19 protein-coding genes are annotated in these 18,387 nt (G+C 65.2%); 4 read left to right on the top strand and 15 right to left on the bottom strand.

Features of this window, described 5'->3' with window-relative positions; genetic code table 11:
• The first annotated feature begins 149 nt into the window (after nt 1–149).
• From ACVWZN_RS13950 to ACVWZN_RS13935, 4 genes are read left to right on the top strand one after another with little or no spacing between them, the layout of a single operon-like run.
• Nucleotides 150–1,052, top strand: coding sequence for an ABC transporter ATP-binding protein (locus ACVWZN_RS13950; RefSeq protein WP_456954339.1), 903 nt, complete (start codon nt 150–152; stop codon nt 1,050–1,052).
• Complete coding sequence (locus ACVWZN_RS13945) at nt 1,049–1,813, top strand: ABC transporter permease (protein ID WP_456954338.1); 765 nt, start codon at nt 1,049–1,051, stop codon at nt 1,811–1,813. The genes ACVWZN_RS13950 and ACVWZN_RS13945 overlap by 4 nt, the downstream gene beginning before the upstream one ends.
• A 44-nt stretch (nt 1,814–1,857) precedes the next feature.
• Nucleotides 1,858–2,997, top strand: a complete 1,140-nt coding sequence (locus ACVWZN_RS13940) for a sensor histidine kinase (protein ID WP_456954337.1) — start codon at nt 1,858–1,860, stop codon at nt 2,995–2,997.
• Nucleotides 2,998–3,043: 46 nt separating this feature from the next.
• A complete protein-coding gene (locus ACVWZN_RS13935; RefSeq protein ID WP_456954336.1) occupies nt 3,044–3,646 on the top strand; it encodes a response regulator in 603 nt (200 codons plus the stop codon).
• Nucleotides 3,647–3,652: 6 nt separating this feature from the next.
• Here ACVWZN_RS13935 and ACVWZN_RS13930 read toward each other — a convergent pair whose 3' ends face one another.
• The 15 genes from ACVWZN_RS13930 to virB11 all read right to left on the bottom strand — a co-directional run bounded on the left by ACVWZN_RS13930 (nt 3,653) and on the right by virB11 (nt 18,380).
• Nucleotides 3,653–5,029: a leucyl aminopeptidase family protein gene (locus tag ACVWZN_RS13930; protein WP_456954335.1), complete on the bottom strand. Its 1,377-nt coding sequence runs from the start codon at nt 5,027–5,029 to the stop codon at nt 3,653–3,655.
• Nucleotides 5,026–5,742: an HAD family hydrolase gene (locus tag ACVWZN_RS13925; protein ID WP_456954334.1), complete on the bottom strand. Its 717-nt coding sequence runs from the start codon at nt 5,740–5,742 to the stop codon at nt 5,026–5,028. Before ACVWZN_RS13925 ends, ACVWZN_RS13930 begins: the two co-directional genes overlap by 4 nt.
• A 35-nt stretch (nt 5,743–5,777) precedes the next feature.
• The gene (locus ACVWZN_RS13920; protein ID WP_456954333.1) at nt 5,778–7,181 is read right to left on the bottom strand and encodes an ATP-binding protein; all 1,404 of its coding nucleotides are present in this window, start codon (nt 7,179–7,181) and stop codon (nt 5,778–5,780) included.
• Nucleotides 7,182–7,383: 202 nt separating this feature from the next.
• Nucleotides 7,384–8,067 carry a response regulator transcription factor gene (locus ACVWZN_RS13915; RefSeq protein ID WP_027084065.1) on the bottom strand — a complete coding sequence of 228 codons (684 nt, stop codon included), beginning with the start codon at nt 8,065–8,067 and terminating at the stop codon, nt 7,384–7,386.
• 126 nt (nt 8,068–8,193) lie between these two features.
• On the bottom strand, nt 8,194–8,526 hold the full coding sequence (locus ACVWZN_RS13910) for a hypothetical protein (protein WP_051235619.1): 333 nt from the start codon (nt 8,524–8,526) through the stop codon (nt 8,194–8,196).
• Nucleotides 8,527–8,636: 110 nt separating this feature from the next.
• On the bottom strand, nt 8,637–9,560 hold the full coding sequence (locus ACVWZN_RS13905; RefSeq protein WP_456954332.1) for an arginine deiminase-related protein: 924 nt from the start codon (nt 9,558–9,560) through the stop codon (nt 8,637–8,639).
• Complete coding sequence (gene dusA, locus ACVWZN_RS13900) at nt 9,557–10,564, bottom strand: tRNA dihydrouridine(20/20a) synthase DusA (RefSeq protein ID WP_456954775.1); 1,008 nt, start codon at nt 10,562–10,564, stop codon at nt 9,557–9,559. Before dusA ends, ACVWZN_RS13905 begins: the two co-directional genes overlap by 4 nt.
• Before the next feature lie 145 nt (nt 10,565–10,709).
• Nucleotides 10,710–11,213 (bottom strand): DUF4189 domain-containing protein, encoded by a 504-nt coding sequence (locus ACVWZN_RS13895; protein ID WP_456954331.1) that lies wholly within the window; start codon nt 11,211–11,213, stop codon nt 10,710–10,712.
• Between the two features lies 1 nt (nt 11,214).
• Nucleotides 11,215–12,318, bottom strand: coding sequence for a type IV secretion system protein (locus tag ACVWZN_RS13890; protein WP_456954330.1), 1,104 nt, complete (start codon nt 12,316–12,318; stop codon nt 11,215–11,217).
• A gap of 46 nt (nt 12,319–12,364) precedes the next feature.
• Entirely contained in the window at nt 12,365–13,141 is a 777-nt protein-coding gene (locus tag ACVWZN_RS13885; RefSeq protein ID WP_456954329.1) for a hypothetical protein, read from the bottom strand.
• 22 nt (nt 13,142–13,163) lie between these two features.
• On the bottom strand, nt 13,164–15,629 hold the full coding sequence (locus ACVWZN_RS13880; protein WP_456954328.1) for a VirB4 family type IV secretion/conjugal transfer ATPase: 2,466 nt from the start codon (nt 15,627–15,629) through the stop codon (nt 13,164–13,166).
• Nucleotides 15,630–15,700: 71 nt separating this feature from the next.
• Nucleotides 15,701–16,015, bottom strand: a complete 315-nt coding sequence (locus ACVWZN_RS13875) for a type IV secretion system protein VirB3 (RefSeq protein ID WP_456954327.1) — start codon at nt 16,013–16,015, stop codon at nt 15,701–15,703.
• 18 nt (nt 16,016–16,033) lie between these two features.
• A complete protein-coding gene (locus ACVWZN_RS13870) occupies nt 16,034–16,357 on the bottom strand; it encodes a TrbC/VirB2 family protein (protein ID WP_456954326.1) in 324 nt (107 codons plus the stop codon).
• A gap of 45 nt (nt 16,358–16,402) precedes the next feature.
• Complete coding sequence (locus tag ACVWZN_RS13865) at nt 16,403–17,161, bottom strand: lytic transglycosylase domain-containing protein (protein ID WP_456954774.1); 759 nt, start codon at nt 17,159–17,161, stop codon at nt 16,403–16,405.
• A 184-nt stretch (nt 17,162–17,345) separates the two neighbouring features.
• Nucleotides 17,346–18,380, bottom strand: a complete 1,035-nt coding sequence (gene virB11, locus ACVWZN_RS13860) for a P-type DNA transfer ATPase VirB11 (protein ID WP_456954325.1) — start codon at nt 18,378–18,380, stop codon at nt 17,346–17,348.
• Nucleotides 18,381–18,387 lie beyond the last annotated feature (7 nt).

Raw genomic sequence — 18,387 nt, 5'->3', positions numbered from 1 at the left:
CGGTCGCCCCTGATCGGCGATGGGCGCAGGTTACGGTGCGCCCTGCCCCGCGTCACCTGACGAGTGTCATGTGGAATGCCTGACACCCGCGACTGCCGCGGCCGCCTCGCGCGGCGCATCGTGGCCCCACTTTCCATCGGAGATGCGTCATGGGATCCACGGTTACGCTCTCGCCGCTCGCCCGCCTGGCCGGGGTGCGCAAGCGCTACGGTAACGTCGTCGCACTCGACGGCCTCGATCTCGAGGTCCGTGGCGGCGAGCTGCTCGCCCTGCTCGGCCCCAACGGCGCCGGCAAATCCACGTCCATCGCGCTGATGCTCGGCCTGACCTCGGCCGACGACGGTCGCGTGCAGCTGTTCGATCGCGACCCGCACGAGATCGACGCGCGTCGGCAGGTGGGCGTGATGCTGCAGTCGGCCGGCATTCCCGACACGCTGAAAGTGCGCGAGCTGATCGAAGTGACGCGCAGTTATTACGCGAACCCGCGCAGCATCGCCGACTGCGTGGCGCTGGCCGGGCTCGACGGCCTGCTCGAGCGTCGCTACGGGCGCTTGTCCGGGGGACAACAGCGCCGCGTGCAGTTCGCGATGGCGATCTGCGGCCGCCCGAAGCTTCTCTTCCTCGACGAGCCGACCACCGGCCTCGACATCGATGCGCGCCAGAAGCTGTGGGCGGCGATCCGCGAATTGGTCGCCGACGGTGCGGGCGTCGTGCTCACCACGCACTACCTCGAGGAAGCCGAAGCGCTGGCCGACCGCGTCGTCGTCATCAATGGCGGACGCGTGGTCGCACAGGGCAGTGTCGCGCAGATCCGTTCGCGGGTGTCACAGCGCCGCGTGCGCTGTGTGTCGTCGCTGGATGCGGCGGTGGTCGCATCGTGGCCGAACGTGCTGGCGGCGACGCACGACGGCGAACGGCTGGAAGTGATCGCCGATGCGATCGAAGCGGTCGTCTATCGATTGCTCACCGACGACCCGACGTTGTCGGACCTCGAAGTCACCCGCGCTGGCCTGGCCGACGCCTTCGTCGAAATCACCAAGGAGGCCGCATGAACGCACTCGCTCCCGTGCTACGCCCGAACCCGATGCGCGCGTACTGGCTCGAAGCCCGTAACGAATTCCTGCGCCTGCTGCGCTCGCCTTCGTTCGCGGTGCCCACGCTCATCTTCCCGCCAATGTTCTACGTGCTGTTCGCGATCCTGCTCAACCACAAGGGCGGGCCGCAGGTGGCGACGTATCTACTCGCGACCTACGGCGTGTTCGGCGTGATGGCACCGGGCCTGTTCGGCTTCGGTGTGGCGATCGCGATGGACCGCGAGCGCGGCTTCCTGACGCTCAAGCGCGCGCAACCGGTGCCGGCGGGCGCGGTGCTGCTGTCGCGCATGGCGATGGCGATGGTGTTCGCGACAGTGATCTCGCTGATCCTGCTGACCATTGGACTCACCGCGGGCGGCGTGTCGATCAGCGCATCGCAGGCCGTGTCGCTGGTAGTGGTCGACATGCTCGGCGTCCTGCCGTTCTGCGCGATCGGGCTCTTCATCGGCAGCCTCGTCTCCGGCCAGGGCGCGCCGGCGGTGGTCAACATGACCTACCTGCCGATGGCCTTCCTTGCGGGACTTTGGATGCCGCTGTCGATGCTGCCGGCGTTCATCGGCAAGATCGCACCGCTGTGGCCGGCGTATCACCTGTCGCAGATCGCATTGGCGACGGTGGGCTCCGAGCACGTCGGCGCCGTCGGCGGTCACGCACTGGTGCTGGCGGGCTACGCGGCGGTGTTCTTCTTCGCCGCGCGTCGCCGCCTCGCACGGGCTTGAGGCCAGGCACGGCACCGCCGAAGATGCAGCATCAGGAGACCCTCATGCGCCGATCCGTCGCGTTGCCCAAGCCGCACTGCCAACCGGGCACGGGCTGGTATTCGTGGCTCAACCTCGTGTGGTCGATGTGGATCTTCCTGGTGCCGCTCACCGAAGCGCCCGGCGTGTTCCCGCACTGGCTGGTGCCGACGCTCGCGAGCTACACGATCTTCCTGCTGCTCTTCCTGCACGTGCATTTCAGCGAACGCCCACAGGTACTAGGCGCATCGCTGGCGATCGCCGCCTTGGGTTTCATCGTCACGCCATGGAACCCGGGCGCGCAGGGCTACATCATCTACGCCTGCGCCTACATCGCGTTCGCGTTCCGGCCGCGCTATGCACTCATCGCGATGCTGGCGCTGGTGGCGACGTACACCGCGTACTGGCTGACACTGCGGCTGCCGTGGGTGTTCGTGCTCAATGCCGTCGTCGTCGGCCTCGTCGTCGGCCTGATGAACGTGCACTACATCCGTCGCAAGCAGGCGGACGTCGCGCTCAAGCTCAGCCATGACGAAGTGCGACGCCTCGCCGCACTCGCCGAACGCGAACGCATCGGCCGCGACCTGCACGACCTGCTCGGGCATACGCTGTCGCTGGTCGCGTTGAAGTCGGAGCTTGCCGGCAAGCTGATCGATCGCGATCCGGCGTCGGCACGACGCGAACTCGACGAAGTCAGCCGCGTCGCACGCGAAGCGTTGACGCAGGTGCGTAGCGCAGTGACCGGCATTCGCGCGGCGGGGCTCGGCGCCGAGTTGGCGTCGGCGCGCCTGCTGCTCGAATCCGATGCGATCGAACTTCAATACGCGCTCGCACCGGTCACCCTGCCGCCTGAAATCGAAACCGTGCTCGCGCTGACGGTGCGCGAGGCGGTCACCAACATCCAGCGCCACGCGCGTGCGCGGCACGCCGAGATCACGCTGTCCTCGACACCGCGCGAAGTGAAGCTCTGCATCGTCGACGACGGACGCGGCGGTGCGATCACGCCCGGCAATGGGCTGTCGGGCATGCGCGAGCGCGTCGAAGCCCTCGGCGGCAAGCTGCGCATCGAATCGGCCGCGACCGGCACGCAGCTGGAAGCGTGTATCCCGCTGCCGAAGATGGTGACGTCGCTGCCCGCGCCCGACATCGACGTACGCGCCGCCTGATTCGCGTCTGCTACCGTTCGCGCATGTCGAATCGCCTGCAAAACCCGTGATCCGCGTCCTGCTCGCCGAAGACCAGGCAATGGTGCGTGGCGCGCTCACCGCGCTGCTCGCGCTGGAGCCCGACATCGAAGTCGTCGGCGCCGCACCCGATGGCATCGCCGCGTGGCGCGAGGTCGAGCGCCTCAAGCCCGATGTGCTGGTCACCGACATCGAGATGCCCGGTCTCACCGGCCTTGAACTCGCACAACGCATCCGCCGCCATGAACTACCGGTGCGCATCGTCATCGCCACCACGTTCGCGCGTGCGGGTTTCCTTCGACGCGCGCTGGACGCCGGCGTCGGCGGTTACGTGTTGAAAGACGCGCCGGCCGAACAACTCGCCGAAGCGATCCGCCAAGTGCATCGCGGCGGACGCGCGATCGATCCACAGCTCGCCGTCGACGCCTGGTCCGAAGCTGATCCGCTCAACGACCGCGAACGCCAGGTGCTACGCCTCGCGGGCGAAGGCCTGACCGCCGGCGACATCGCCGCGCAACTGCATCTCTCCGCCGGCACCGTGCGCAATTACCTGTCTGAAGCAATCGGCAAACTCAACGCCGCGAACCGCGTCGAGGCGTATCGACTGGCGCGGCAGAAGGGCTGGTTGTAAGACGCGTCAGCGCGTCGAGAACGACTTCAACATCGCGTACACCGCGCGCAGCCCCTGCGCTTCACCACCGACGGGACGCCCCGGACGTTCGGCGTCGTTCCACGCATAGGTGTCCATGTGCAGCCACGGCTGCTTCTCAGGCACGAAGCGCTCGAGGTAAAGCGCGGCAGTGACGCTGCCGGCCATTCGCGACGGACCACTGTTGGCGAAGTCCGCCACGGTGCTGGTGAGATAACGCCAGTACGGCCGCCACAGTGGCATGCGCCACAGGGGATCGCGCGCGTCGTTGCTCGCCTGCAACAGCTCGGCGGCGCGCGCTTCGTCATTGGCGTAGAGCGCGGGAAGATCGGGACCGAGCGCGACACGTGCAGCACCGGTAAGCGTCGCGAAATCGATCAGAAGCTTCGGCGAGTCTTCCGCCGCGTGTGTCAGGGCATCGCCGAGGATGAGTCGACCTTCCGCGTCGGTATTGTCGATCTCGACATGCAGGCCCATGCGCGTCGCAATGACTTCGCCCGGACGCAGCGCATCCGGTCCGATCGCGTTCTCCACCGCCGGCACCAGCAGCGAGATGCGCAACGGCAGGCGACGCGCCATCACGAGTTCGGCCAGGGCGATCGCGTGCGCGGCACCGCCCATGTCCTTCTTCATGTTGCGCATGCCGTCGCCGGTCTTGATGTTCAGGCCGCCGGTGTCGAAGCAGACGCCCTTGCCGACGATCGCGACGTGCGGATGCGCGGCATCGCCCCAGTCGAGACGGATCAGGCGCGGCGCGCGGTGCGAAGCGCGGCCGACCGCATGGATCGCCGGGAAGTTCTGGTCGATCAGGTCATCACCGCTGACGACCTTGATCTTCGCGCCATGCATTTCCGCGATCTCGCAGACGGTGCGTTCGAGTTCGTCCGGGCCCATGTGTTGCGTCGGCGTATTGACGAGATCGCGCACGCGCACGCACGCCGCAATCTGGTCGCGCACTTCATCCGCCAACGTTTCGACGACCAGCTGCGCTGGCGCACGAAGCGGCGCGCGGTAGCGGCCGAAGTGATAGCTGCCGAGGCCCCAGCCGATCTGCAGCGCGTTGCGTTCGGCATCGTCGAGAGACGTCGCGAGCGTCCAGTCGCGTGCGGGCAACATGCGTGGCCCATGTGCATAGGCGAACGCGTCGAGCGCATCACCGATCGCAAGAAGCGCCGACTCCGCACCGCCGTTCGCATCAGGAATGACCAACACGGTGCCGGGCGACGCATCGAAGCCCTGCGCGTCGGCCCAGGTCTGCGCGGCCGGCGACAGCGCATCGCGCCACTGCGGTGTGCGCACGCGGTCGATGATGTGCAGCGGGCGCGCGATGTGGGACGAGGCGACGAAGCCGGTCGGCAGGTTCATGCGGCGTGGTGCTCCGTAGCGAGGTGCGCGTCGAGCCAGTCGGCCAGCGCGGCAAGATCGGTGAAATGCAGGTCGGGCCGGACATCATCGCGCGGCCACTTTTCGTCGCGGCGATCGATCCAGCACGTGCGAAGACCCGCGCGTGCAGCACCGACAACGTCGAGCTCGATGTCATCGCCGACGTGCAACACATGCTGCGGCTCGATGCCGAGGCGCTCGCAGGCTTCGAGATAGATGCTCGGCGTCGGCTTGGCCGCACCGTGTTCGCGTGCGCCGAGCTGGAAGCGGAACAACGGCATCAGGCCGATGCGCGCGAGACACGCATTGCCGTTGCTGACCGATGCGAGCGGCACGCGCGCAGCAAGTCGCTCAAGCGCATCCATCGTGTCCGGATAGTGTTCGACTTCGCAACGCGCGGCGAAGTAGGCCTCAAACGCGTCATGCACGAGTGCCGGATCTTCGCCGGCCTCGGCGAACATGCGTTCGAGCATCCACTGGCGCTGCGCCGTCATGTCGTGCGCCATCTCCGGTCGCTCGGCATCGATCTGCAGGCGCAGCGGCTGGCGCAATTCCAGCGGCCATCTCGCGGCGACGCGCGGCGCATGCGCGGCGAGCCATGCGTCCAGCGCCGCTTCGGCGCGATCGATGGCGGGCGCGATCGGCCAGAGGGTGTCGTCGAGATCGAGGGTGATGGCGCGGATGTGGAACGTCATCCGCCGATTCTAGCGGGGCGGCGCGGACGATCCCGTCAGAGACCGGGCGGCAGTCGCACTTCGAAGCGCGCGCCGCCGAGTTCCGTCGACTTGCCCACCTCGAGATCGCCGCGATACGCGCGCACCAGGTCCTGCACGATGGCGAGGCCGATGCCGTGCCCGTGCACGCGCTCGTCGCCGCGAACCCCGCGCTGCAGCACCAGTGCGACCTTGTCAGGCGGAATGCCCGGGCCATCATCGTCGACGGCGATCAGCAGGCCCGGCCGGCGGTTCTGGTCGCAGGGCGTCGGCGTGATCGTGAGCAGCACGCGCGACTTCGCCCACTTGAACGCGTTCTCGAGAAGGTTGCCGAGCAGCTCCTGCAGGTCGCCCGCCTCGCCGTAGAACTGCAGACCTTCGCCGAGTTCGAATTCGCAGAGCACGCCCTTCGACGAATAGACCTTCTCGAGGCTGGTGACGATCTGCTCGGCATGCGGCTCGATCGCGATCGGTGCGGCGAACAATGCATGGCCCCGACTTGCCGCACGCGCAAGCTGGTACGAAACGATGTCGGTCATGCGCTGCACCTGCGCGCGGACTTCGATGCGCATGGCGTCGACGTCGTCCTGCGAGTCTTCCAGTCGCGCATGCAGCACGGCGAGCGGCGTCTTCAGCGAGTGCGCTAGGTCGGCCAGCGTATTGCGCTGGCGATCGAGGTTCTCGCGCTCGCTCTCGATGAAGGCATTGATGGAATCGGTGAGCGGCTCGAGCTCGCGCGGATGGCGCTCGCTCATGCGCACGGCCTGCCCGCGTTGCACGCGCTTGAGTTCGTCGATGACCTTGCGCATCGGCAACAGGCTCCAGCGCAGGATCACGCCCTGCAGCAGGAGCAGCACCAGGCCCGCGCCGCCGAGGTAACGCCACAGTGCCGCGCGGAACACCTCGACCTGTTCGGCTAGTGCGCTGGTGTCTTCGTAAACGTAGATCGTGTACGGGAATTCCGCGACCTTGTTCGTGTCGTCGCTGGACCAGATCAAGCCGAGCCCGAAGCGATACACCTGCCCCGCGTGCCCGTCGATCTTGTGCATGGGCAGCGGGCCCTCGAAGCGTCGCGCGCCCTGCGGAAGCAGCGGCGCGGGCGGCAAGCCGGGGCCTTGCGCCGATTCCGAGTCCCAATGTCCGTTCGGAAAGATCACTTCCGCGTACAGACCACTGCCCGGGCGCTCGAAACGCGCATCGGGCAGCGAGTCGGGTGCGACGAACGTGCCGTCGCGCGCGAACTCGCCGCCTCGCGTGATCGACAGCGCGTAGCTTTCAAGACGTTCGTGCAGGTTGTCGCGCGCGGTCTTGAGGAACGCTCGGTCGAGCGCATAGCCGGCAAGCGCAAGGAACGCGACAAGGAACAGGCTCGCCGCCAGCAACTGGCGTGTCTGCAACGAGCGCGGCTGTCCGATCCTCATTCAGAGATCATGCGCGAAGGCCGTTCGTTGAACCACTGCCGCGCGATTCGCGTACAGCGCGAATTGCGACAGGCGAAGACGATGTCGATAGCTCCGGCGCGCGGGGTTTCAGCGCCGGAGGATGGACATGGCGCAACGCATTCGGCGACACATCCGGGATGGCACAACGACCGCGCTGCGGTCGTGGCCATCGTGCTTCCGCTTACTCGCCGCTGCGCGGAATCGCGAAGCGATAGCCGCGACCGCGAACGGTTTCGATCGGCTTGAGCGAGCCGTCCGGGTCGAGCTTCTTGCGCAGTCGACCGATGAAGACTTCGAGCACGTTGGAGTCGCGGTCGAAATCCTGCTGATAGATGTGTTCGGTGAGGTCGGCCTTCGAGACCAGCTCGCCCGCATGCATCATCAGGTACTCGAGCACCTTGTACTCGTAGCTCGTCAGGTCGACGTTGCTGCCATTGATCGTGACCGTCTGCGCGGCGAGATCGAGCACGACCGGGCCACACTCGAGCTGCGGCTTGCTCCAGCCGGCGGCGCGCCGGACCAGCGCGTTGATACGCGCAAGCAGTTCCTCGACATGGAACGGCTTGACCAGGTAGTCGTCGGCGCCCTGCTTCAGGCCCTCGACCTTGTCCTGCCAGCTGGAGCGGGCGGTCAGGATCAGGACCGGGAATTTCTTGCCTTCCTCGCGCAGGGCGCGGATCAGCTCCATGCCGGACATTTTGGGCAGACCGAGGTCGATGATGCCGACGTCGAACGGTACTTCGCGGCCCATGTACAGGCCTTCCTCGCCGTCCTGGGCCGCGTCGACCGCAAACCCTTCGCGCCGCAGGCGTGCGGCGAGGGTTTCGCGGAGGGGGGCTTCGTCTTCGACCAGCAGGATTCGCATGTTCCAGGCTCCGGGACAGGGGGACGGTGCGGCAGGGCCGCCCGGCTGTTCAGGTAGCTTAGTCGTTGCGGCCGTCGTCACCGCGTGTACGGTCGCCGCTGTTCAGCGAGCGGCGGTACTGGCGTCTCAATCCCGGGGCGGACGGCCCTGCGGGTGCGGGTCTTCGGTGATCACGCGGACCCGCCCCGTCTGGTCGAGGACCTTGATGCGATTGATGTCGCGACCGTCGAACGGGACGCGCTCGGCGCTCAGGATCTCGCCACCCGTCGCCCGCTCGACGCGGCGGACCGATTCGGCGAGCGAACGCTCTTCCGGTCGGCTCTCGTGAGGCATGCCACCGGCGACGCCCAGACGCGGCATCTCCGGCGGCGGCGCGCCACGGCCACCCGGCGGACCCGCGAGGGCGCTGCCGGAAGCGAGCAGAAGCGCAGCGATGAGGATGGAGCGACCGTAGGGCATGACGCGACTCGAAACGGCGATGCGGCGCCGTGGTGCGGGGCAGATGATCGAAGCGAAGCAGTGAATCCGCTCTGAACTTTTCAGCTAACGCGCTGTCGCGGTTCAGTTCCTCAGAATATCTCGGCGACACAACAACGCAACGAACCGCCAGCAGCCTCGATCGCATCGAGAGGCACACTGTGCACCGAAAAGCCTGCATCCGCGAGCGCGGCACGCGTCGATGCACGAAGCGACGCATCGGCACTGCCGCTCATCCATACGCGCTGCGAATCGAGCGCGATCGCGTTGCCTGCGAAGCGCGACGCTTCGTCGGTCGAAAGCTCGATCGCGTGCGGTGCGTACAACGATGCAATGGTGCGCGCGTCCTCGACATTCGCGAAACCTTTCGGTGCGTAGATGACGGCGCGCCCGGCAAGAACCGCGAGCACGACATTGGTGTGGTATTCGCCCGGTGCGAGATCGAACATGAAAGTCGCACGCAGGCCGAACGCCTCGTGCATGCGACGCGCGCCTTCTTCGTCGCAGCGTTCGGACAGCCCTGCGAATCCGATGCCGCGCGCACGATCGATCGCAAGTGCGCCGGTGAGTTCGCACGCATGCGGCTGCGCGGAAAGATCGAGCGGCGTGTAGTCCATCGTGTCCACGAAGAAGCCGCGAATGTCGGCACGTTCGGCCTCGCGCTGACGGACCGGGTGGCGCATGCGCCCGATGATGAAACGCGCTTCGCCATTGACGCGCGCTGTCGCGAACACGTTGTTGGGAAAGGTCGCGTCGGGCGTCGCCGCATCGCCGGGGAATGCGATTACCGGAACCGACACCGACAATGCCGACTGCAGCGCACGGTGTTGGCGCAGAGCCGCATCGGCGTCGAACTGCGCGGCGTCGGCCATGTAGCGGTTGTCGGACGCGGACTGCTCGGCACGCGAGAAGCCTTCCGGCGTGACGAGGAATGCGGCACGCGCCGTCGCCGCTCCGGCATCTGGCGCGTATCGGGAAGCGGCGTCGAGAAAATACGCACGATCGCGGGTGATCACGCGATGCGCCTCAGCCAATCGGGCCGTGTGCACGCGAGCGCGGCCTCGACAAGTTCCAGGCCGGCACCGGGCCGATGCGAGCCTTCGCTCAGCACCTGCCGGAATGCGCGGCCACCACGCTCACCAAGGTACAGTCCGAGCAGATGCCGCGTCATGTGCTTGAGTGCGACGCCGCGATCGAGTTGGCGCTGCATGTAGGGCAAGTAGTCGAGAAGCAACGATTCGCGCGTGCGTACGTCGCGCCCGGTCAGTCGTGCATCGACGCGATGCAGGGCGTACGGATCGTGATAGGCCGCGCGGCCGAGCATGACGCCGTCGGCATGCGAAAGGTGCTCGACGCTGTCGTCGACACCGGCGATGCCACCGTTGACGATGATGCCGAGCTCCGGCCGCAGTGATTTGAGCCGATACGCCCATTCGTAACGCAGCGGCGGAACCTCGCGGTTCTCCTTTGGCGACAGCCCTTTCAGCCACGCGTTGCGCGCGTGCACGACGAAGGTTTTGCAACCGGCCTTCGCGACGGTATCGACGAAGGCGAGGAATACGTCGAAGTCGTTGTCGTCATCGACGCCGAGTCGGCACTTCACCGTGACCGGAACGTGGGGACGCGCGCTCGCACACACCGCATCGTTCATCGCAGCGACGCAATCGGCGACGAGCGCGGGCTCGCGCATCAGGCAGGCACCGAAACGCCCGGCCTGCACACGATCCGACGGGCAGCCGCAATTGAGGTTGATCTCGTCGAAGCCCCACTCTGCCGCGATGCGCGACGCTTCGCCAAGCAACTGCGGATCGCTTCCACCGAGCTGCAGCGCGACCGGATGTTCCGTCGAATCCATCGCCAGCAATTTCGCGCGGTCACCGTAGATCACCGCGTTGGCGTGGACCATTTCCGTGTAGAGCAACGCCGACGGCGCGAGCACACGATGGAACGCCCGACAGTGCGTGTCGGTCCAGTCCATCATGGGGGCTACGGAGAGACGGGCGACGCGGGAACTCACGATCGGCGCAACCTGATAGGCCTCCGGCGAAATAACGCCGATGACCGAATTATAGGGAGCTGTGCCGCGAGGAACTCCTCAAGCAGCTCTCCCGTGCTGAGCGCTCCCAGTGCCGCGACAGACCTCCCTTATCAGCCGCCGGCGAAGTTCAGTACGGGTGGAAGACCGGACGTGCGCAATCTGAAAAGAATATCTGGCAGCCCTTGCCACTGACTTCGCAAGCGCCCATCGCCTCCCCGGTCGCGACCTGCTTCGTAGGTCCGCGTCCGGCTGTCGCTTTGCCGGCCCCACCGACTGGCCAAGCCAATGCCCCGCACTGATTCTTAAATGCGATCATCGTTTCGCACGCCACCCCACCAGCGGCAGCGCACTGCGTCATTGCCTTCGCTACCGCGTCTTGCTCTGTCGATCCATGAAGGACGGTGGCGATCTCTCCCTTTGCAACGTCGCCCACGATCGCTCCCCACTGATCGATCCAATAGCCGGACGGCCTGGGTTGGGGCGGTGCCGGAGCCACGTAGTAGGGCGAGGCCGCGTCGGATGGCGGAAGACACGACGGATTGTTTGCCTCGGGAATACCCGATGGGCAGTTCTGCGCAAGAGCACCGTGCGAAGCAACGGCTAGAAAAAATGCGGTCAGCAACTTGTACATGTCATGTCTCAATGTTGGTCGCGCCCCGAGCGCCCACAGTCCGGCCGTCTACGGGATTCATACGCGGCAACGCCGCCGGCAGCGCAGTGCTTGCCGAATGCGCACTCGAGGCGTTTGCCGGCGCGGATGGAGCATACGTCGGAATGTAATTCGGAGAGCCCGGCGGCGCGCCGTTACCTGAATATCCGGCACGCTGGAACGCGCTCGTGTAGTTGAACTGCCCTAGCGTGCCCTGGAAAAACGAAGCCGCCATCGGCGGTGCACTGATGATCAGCGCGGTGAGAATCAGGCCGAGACCACCCTGTTGCATCGCTTGGCTGGTCATACCGTCGCTGAAGTTGGTTTTGGTGAGTATTCCGATCAGCGCCGCGCCCCAGAAGGAGCTGGCAACACGTACGACCATTTCAAGGGCGATCGACACCATGGCGCTCAGTACCGCCATCGAAAACATGGTTCCGATTCCGTAGTACAGCCATCGTCCGAACAGCGGCTTGGTCTGGTCGAACAGCAGGCACAGAATGAACAGCGGCCCGAAGCCGATGAATAGCGCGAGTGCGACTTCGTTAAGCAGCAGCATCGTGCCGCCGACGATGGCGGGGCCGCCGGTGCCAATGCCCACCATGTAGAGCGCACGCGTTTTCTGCGCGTCGAGGGTTGGATCACTTGCGACGTCGAGCACGTCAATGCTCGACAACGCGACCTGCATCCACGCGAGGTTGCGGTCGATTGCCTCTTCCGGCGACGACGAGGAGCCCGTCACCACGTGATTGATCTCGTTCTTGACGTCCTCCGTCAGGAACTTGTCCATCTTCGTGCCGAACATCGCCATTGAGGTCGCGATGCTGAGAATCAGCGTCGCTTTCAGCGAGTTCATGACGAGCGCCATCATCGATTCGCGCGACTGACCGGTCACGATGCGAAAGCCCTGGATCAGGATCCACAGCGTGAGCAGGGTCAGCGCGATCATGCCGACCCAGCTCATGGCGCGTGCCATGAGGTCGATGCCGAACTTATGAATCGCCTCGCGCAGGTAGCCGAGGATCAACCGGTAGAAGACGAAGTCCCCGATCGAATCTACCCGCGGCGTCAGCCAGTTCAGCCCCATCTACTGTTACTCCTTGTCCTTCCGCGGACCTGCGTCCCGCACATCCTCAATGGATCTTGAGGGCTGCTTCCAGTGTTGCTGTGTGGACCATGGTCCCGATCGGATCGTTCCCGCCCTTCAGCGCGGCCGCCGTGAGCGTCCGTTGCATGTCGTCGAGCGCGGCGATCTGGTTGTCGTACATCTGGACCTTCGTGGAATAGTTCTGGTAAATCGCACTCAGCCGGACACTCGTCGCAGTAGCGTCGTTGACGCTGGTCTGCACTCCGCCCTGCGTTTCGCCGCCGGCGTCCTGACGCGATGCCATCTCGTTGAGTTCCGCCTGGGTCTCGGCCTTGACGCGTGTCAGGAAGTCGATCGTCTCGTTGAACTTCTGGTTGCGTGCCACTTGGCGAAGCTGACAGATCGTCCGCTGCTGCCCGACGATGTCGCCGTTGGGGTCCAACTGGAAGACACTTAGAAGGCGGCGAAGATCCAGTCCGCCATGGGAACCGTCACACACCACGTCGACCATGAAGTCGTCGTCGCGCTTGTTCAGTGGCTGGGTACCACTGAACGACAACGTCGACACCATGCGCTGGAGCTTGATGAGCTGCTGGCGGTAGTGACTCATCACTTCCTGATAGTGAGCGGCGTCCGTCGCCATGCCCTGCAGTTCTTTCGCGTACTGCGCGATGTCGTTGAGCTGCGACTGCAGCGCTGTAATGATCGCGCTGATGTCGACGACCGGTATTCCGGTCGCACGTGCATCGTTCGATGCGACGCCCGTGCCGAGGGCTACTGCGAGAACGACCGATGCAATGTGCTGGTAAGTCTTCTTCATCATGGATTCCTTTCCTTGGCGAGGTTCAGGCGACTTGGGCCTTCGGGCGGGTCGCCGACGCAACACGCGACTTGCCCGAACCCTTGCGGCATTCGTAGAACGTGGTGAGCCACTGCTCCGGCGTCAGGCGGTCGACGCTGACGCCATGGCGCTCGGCCTCGTGGGCGAGCACGTCGTGCATGACTTCGATGTTGTCGGTCGACGCCGAGATCACGGCGAGGGCGTCATCCATGCCGCGCAGGTTGAGCTGGCAGACGCTGGCCGCGTGGCCCTGCTTGACCAGGAAGCAGCGCGAGCGTTCGTCGAGGTTGACGACGACCTGGTACTCGGATTCCGTGAGCTTGAGGCCTTCGATGTAGTCCTCGCGGCTCGCGTTCGGGTTGGGCAGCAGCACCATGGTCGCGGTCTGCTCGATCAGTGCCGCGGCGATATCGCTGGCCAGTGCGTCCTCCGGACTCTGCGTGGCGAAGATGCCCAAACCGTTCTGCTTTCGGATCGTCTTCTGCTTGTTCTTGGCGAACTCCTTGAGCCCGCCCTTACCGTCGAGGATCTTCCAGAACTCGTCCATGACGTAGATCAGCGGACGCCCGTTGATGAGCGCTTCGAGCCGGTGCAGCAGGTAGTTGATCACCGGCACGCGGACTTCGGAGTTGTCGATGATGTCGGTGTAGTCGAAGCCGATGATGTTCGCCTTCGCGAGATCGATCGTGTCGTCGGCGTTGTCGAACACCCAACCCAACGAGTTGCCGGCGGTCCACTTGCGCATGCGCGCGAACAGGCCGTCGTCGCCCATGTTGGGCAGGCTCTTCTGGAAGTTGGTCATGGTGCGCAAGCGCACCGGCGTGTCGAGGATGTTCTCGACCGCGCGGAAGATGTCCTCTTCCTCGCGCGAGGTGTAGAGCGTCTTGCCGGCGAGCACCTTCACCAGGTCGGCGAGGAACTGCACGTTCGCTTCGCTGCGCTCGCACTGGAACGGATTGAAGCCCGTCGGCCGCCCGTTCTCCAGTGCCAGATAATTACCGCCGCAGGCGCGCACGAAGATCTCGGCGCCGCGGTCCTTGTCGAAGAAGAAGATCGTCGGCGACGGTTCGAGCTTCTGCACCTGGCTCAGCAGGAAATTGATCAGCGCGGTCTTGCCGGTACCGGACTTGCCGATGACCATGGTGTTGCCGATCGCCTTCTCGCCCAGCGAGTTCTCGCCCGGGTGCGTGGCGTGGAAATTGAAGTAGTACGGCTGGCCGTTGGTGGTCTGCAGCGTGGTGACGCAGTCGCCCCAGGGATTGTTCTCTTTCTTGCCGGACGCGAAGTTGTGCAGCGGCGCGAGGCCCAGAAAGTTCAGCGAGCTGACGTTCGCGATGCGCGTGCGGTATTTCCAGTTGCCCGGCAGCTGCGAATAGAACGACGGTACGACGGCGAGATCTTCCTTCGCCGACACGAAGCCGGCGTTCGACAGCTCCGCGCGGCCGGTCGCGATGTTCTGCGACAGCTTTTCCTGCGAGTCGGCGAACAGCGACATCGTGAAGTGGTATTCGCCGAGCACGAAGTTGCCGGAGGCGAGCTGGTCCATCGCTTGGTCGAGCTCGATGATCTGGCTGACCGCCTTGTCGCCCGACGAAATCATCATGCCCTTGGTGCGGTCGAGCACCTTGAGTGCGTCCTGTCGGCCCATCGGGCTGAAGGAGTGCGTGATGACGTACTCGAAGTCGAGGTACTTCAGGCGATTGAGGATGCCCGGGTAGGTACCGTCGGTGAATTCCTTGATGTTGAGGATCGCGCCGAACTGGTTCGAGCCCGACGGCGACGTCACGACGAAGTCGCCCGTCTTGCCCGAGAACATGTGGCGGCTGACCGGCAGGTAGCTGTGCACCGGTGCGTCGAGCACCGGAACGGGTTCGTCGATGCGATTGATCAGGTAGCCGAAGAACTCGAGCGTCTCGGAGAACACGACACCGTTCGCCGCTTCGTACATGCCGAGACGGTAGGGCGCGTAGTCCTTGAGCACGGCTTCGAGGTTGCCCGCGAGCTCGAGCAGCTTGGCGATCGCCTCGTCCTGCTGCGCCTGCAACTGGCGCACGTCAGTGGACTTCTCGACGAACTTCTTACCGGTCACCACGGGCCGGTAAATCATGGTGAGGTACAGCTCGTTCGCCATGATCTTCTGCGACGAGAGCGACTCGAAGTAGGCGTCCGACAGTTCCTGGTTGAAGCGCTGGTTGAAGCTGCTGCGCTGCTTGATGCGACGACGACGACGGACGTCGTGCACCCAGAAGGCGAGATTGACGAAGTCCGGCGCGCGCAGCGTCTGCAGCATCCGGTTGAACGTGTTGTGCCGATGCTCGAGCTCCCATTCCTCGCGCCCTACGAAGGGCAGCCCTTCGAGATGCCAGGTCATGAGGTAGTCGCCGCCCGTGGTTTTCACCACGGTCGGGGAGACATGGGTCGACAGCGGGATGAAATCGCTGATCGGGGTGTCGGGCGTGAACGTCGTCATGAAATTCGGTCAACCGGAAAACATCGGCGACGCGCGCTTCGCGTCGCCGCGGGGATCGATGAGGGAGCGCCTCAGCGGTCCGGGGACTTGCTGCGCGGGTCGCGATACAGGTTCGGCGTGAACACCCACATGCCGTCGTGCACGTCGAGGTTGCGGATCTTAATGCGCACCTGCAGGCGGAGGCCGAGCAGGCGGAAGATCATCTCGTCGCGCCGGGCCATCTGCCGCATGATGAAAATCACCACCGGCAGCAGCACCAGGAAAAACATGTTGGTGTAGAACGACAGCAGGATCACGGTGCCCGCGCCGATGAAGAACGGCACGTACGGCACGCCCATGAACATGGGCGGCCGCGTGCAGCCGCGGAAGAGAACGTTCTTCTGCATGGTCGCGACGGAGGTCGATCAGGTCCCGCCGATCAGCATCTTCGCGACCTGCGTCGCCGCGCCGATCAGGAAGCCGCCGATCAGGATCGGGGCGACGTCGGCGATGCGCTTGTGTGCGAACGCGATCTGGTAGCCCGCGAAGATCACCGCGATGGTCACAACGGAGATCGACGCGAGGTTGAGCAGGCCGTTGATGTTGCGGAAGAACGTACTCACGGTGCTACCCGTGTCGGTGAAATCGCCACCACCGCCCGTCGCCTGCGCGAGCGCGAGACCCGGTGCGAACGCGGCACCGACGAGCGCCGAGGAAACGGTGGACTTCAGGGACTTGATCGACTTCATGGGCTTTCCTTGTCGTTGCGGGACGGCGTTGACCGCCGGGGCGGGTTAGAACACGAATGCCGCGTCGCGCGGCGGTGCATCGGGTGTGGGGTTTGTTGCGGGCGCGGCAGGAGCAGACGCGCTGCTCGCGCCCGCGACCAGCGGAGGTGCGCCGTCGGGGCGCAATACGACGAGGCTGTCGACACTGTTATCCGGTGTCGCAGAGACAGCGTTGGCAGGCGGCGCAACTGCGGGTGTCGATACAGGCGAGGTCGGCGCGTTCTGCAACGTCTCGATGCGCGACGGCACGTCGCCGGTTGCGCGCAACGGATACGGTGCGGCTGCATGGCGCGACGTCGGGCTTCCGTACACGGCGATCGCGCCCGGGATGCGCGGGTTCGACGCCGCACGCATCGAGGCGTAGATCTTCTGGACGTAGCCTTCTCGAAAGCCCGTCACGAAATTGCCGGAGTAGTAGCAGCTGAAGGACTTGCCCCAGTCGCGACCGGACCGCTCATGGCATTCGGCGAGGATGCGCGAGCCGGCGCGCAGGTTCGGGCAGGTCTGGAACGCCTGCTCGTACGACCCGAGCCCGTAGCGCGCGAGGTTGTAGCGGTTGACCTGCGCCAGGCCCAGCGAGAAGTTGAAGCCTCGGCTTTCCAGCATTCGCACCGTGGCGAGCGCTTCGGGCAGGTTCACCGGCTGGCGCGCGAGTCGACCGCCGACCACGCCGATCGCGTAGGGATTGAACGAGGACTCGACATGGACGACGTGATGCATCACGTCCACGGGGACCGCGAGGTCCGGACAGCCCATCAGCTCCATGCCAGGCAACACCGTCAGCCCCCCGTCCTTGGCGTGCAACGCGCGGCGGGATCGACAGGGCGATTCCATCCGTGCGCGGCGTCCTTGCGCGACCGTGCCGATAGCGGGCGACGGCGTCGCGAGGATTGACTCACGCGTCCGCGCGCATTGTCAACGCCGCCTGCTGCAGTGGCATGACTGCACGTCATGCGGCCGCCAATCCACGCTGCGGATCGAAATCGATGCCCGTGATGAAGCGTCGTCCGGCATGCGCCTTGATGTGCACGACGATGTCGATCGTCATCATCAGAAGGCGCTTGATCACCGCGAATTCCAGGCCCGAGCCTTCGTTCGAGGCCTTCACCATCAGTGCGAGCTGGTCCCAGGTCTGCGCCGTACTGCCGGCATGGCAACTGGTGATCGAGCCCGGGTGGCCCGACGCGCAATTGCGGATGAAGTAGAACGACTCGTCGCCGCGCAACTCGGCCAAGATGATGCGGTCGGGCTTCATGCGCAGGCAGGCTTCCATGCAGCTCTTGGCGGTCACGTTGCTCGCGCTTTGCCCGCCCTTCGAATACAGCAGGTGCACGACGTTCGGCTGGCGGATGAAGAGCTCGCGCGCGTCTTCGATGGTGACGAGGCGTTCTTCGTCCGGAATGTGGTTGACCAACGACTTCATGAAGGTGGTCTTGCCGCTGCCGGTCGCGCCGGCGACAACGACGTTCTTGCGGTAGTGCACGGCGCGCCGAAAGAACTCGGCGTAGTCGCGGCGCGCACGCAGGTCGAGCAGTTCGCGGTCGTGGTCGCTGACCTCGCCGGCCTGTTCGACGATCTGCCCGAAGAAGCCGTCGGCGTCGTATTCCTCGAGCGTCTTCGTGCGGTGCGACGGCAGCCGGATCGTGATCGACACCTTGCCGGCGTCGCAGGCCGGTGGAATCACGAACTGCGCGCGCTGTCCGGTCGGAAACGTGAGCGAGACGACCGGATCCGTATCGGTGATGCGCTGCCCGGTATTGCTTTCGTTGACCACCGCGGTGCAGAACTGGCGCGCACGCTCGAAGGTGAGCGCCGGCACGTCGTGACGCTGCCAGCCGCCGCGCGACTCGATCCAGATTTCGCCGGGCCGGTTGATACAGATCTCGGTGACGTCCGACGACGCCATGTGCCCAAGGATGCCGAGCACCTCGTACTGGTACGACAGGAAGTCGTCCGAAACCTGCGCGAGCGCGTCGAGCTCCATCGTGGTC

This window comes from Lysobacter sp. HA35 (genome assembly GCF_054061195.1).
The sequence above is the reverse complement of the archived record's forward strand: the minus strand, read 5'-3'. Positions and strand labels throughout refer to the sequence as shown.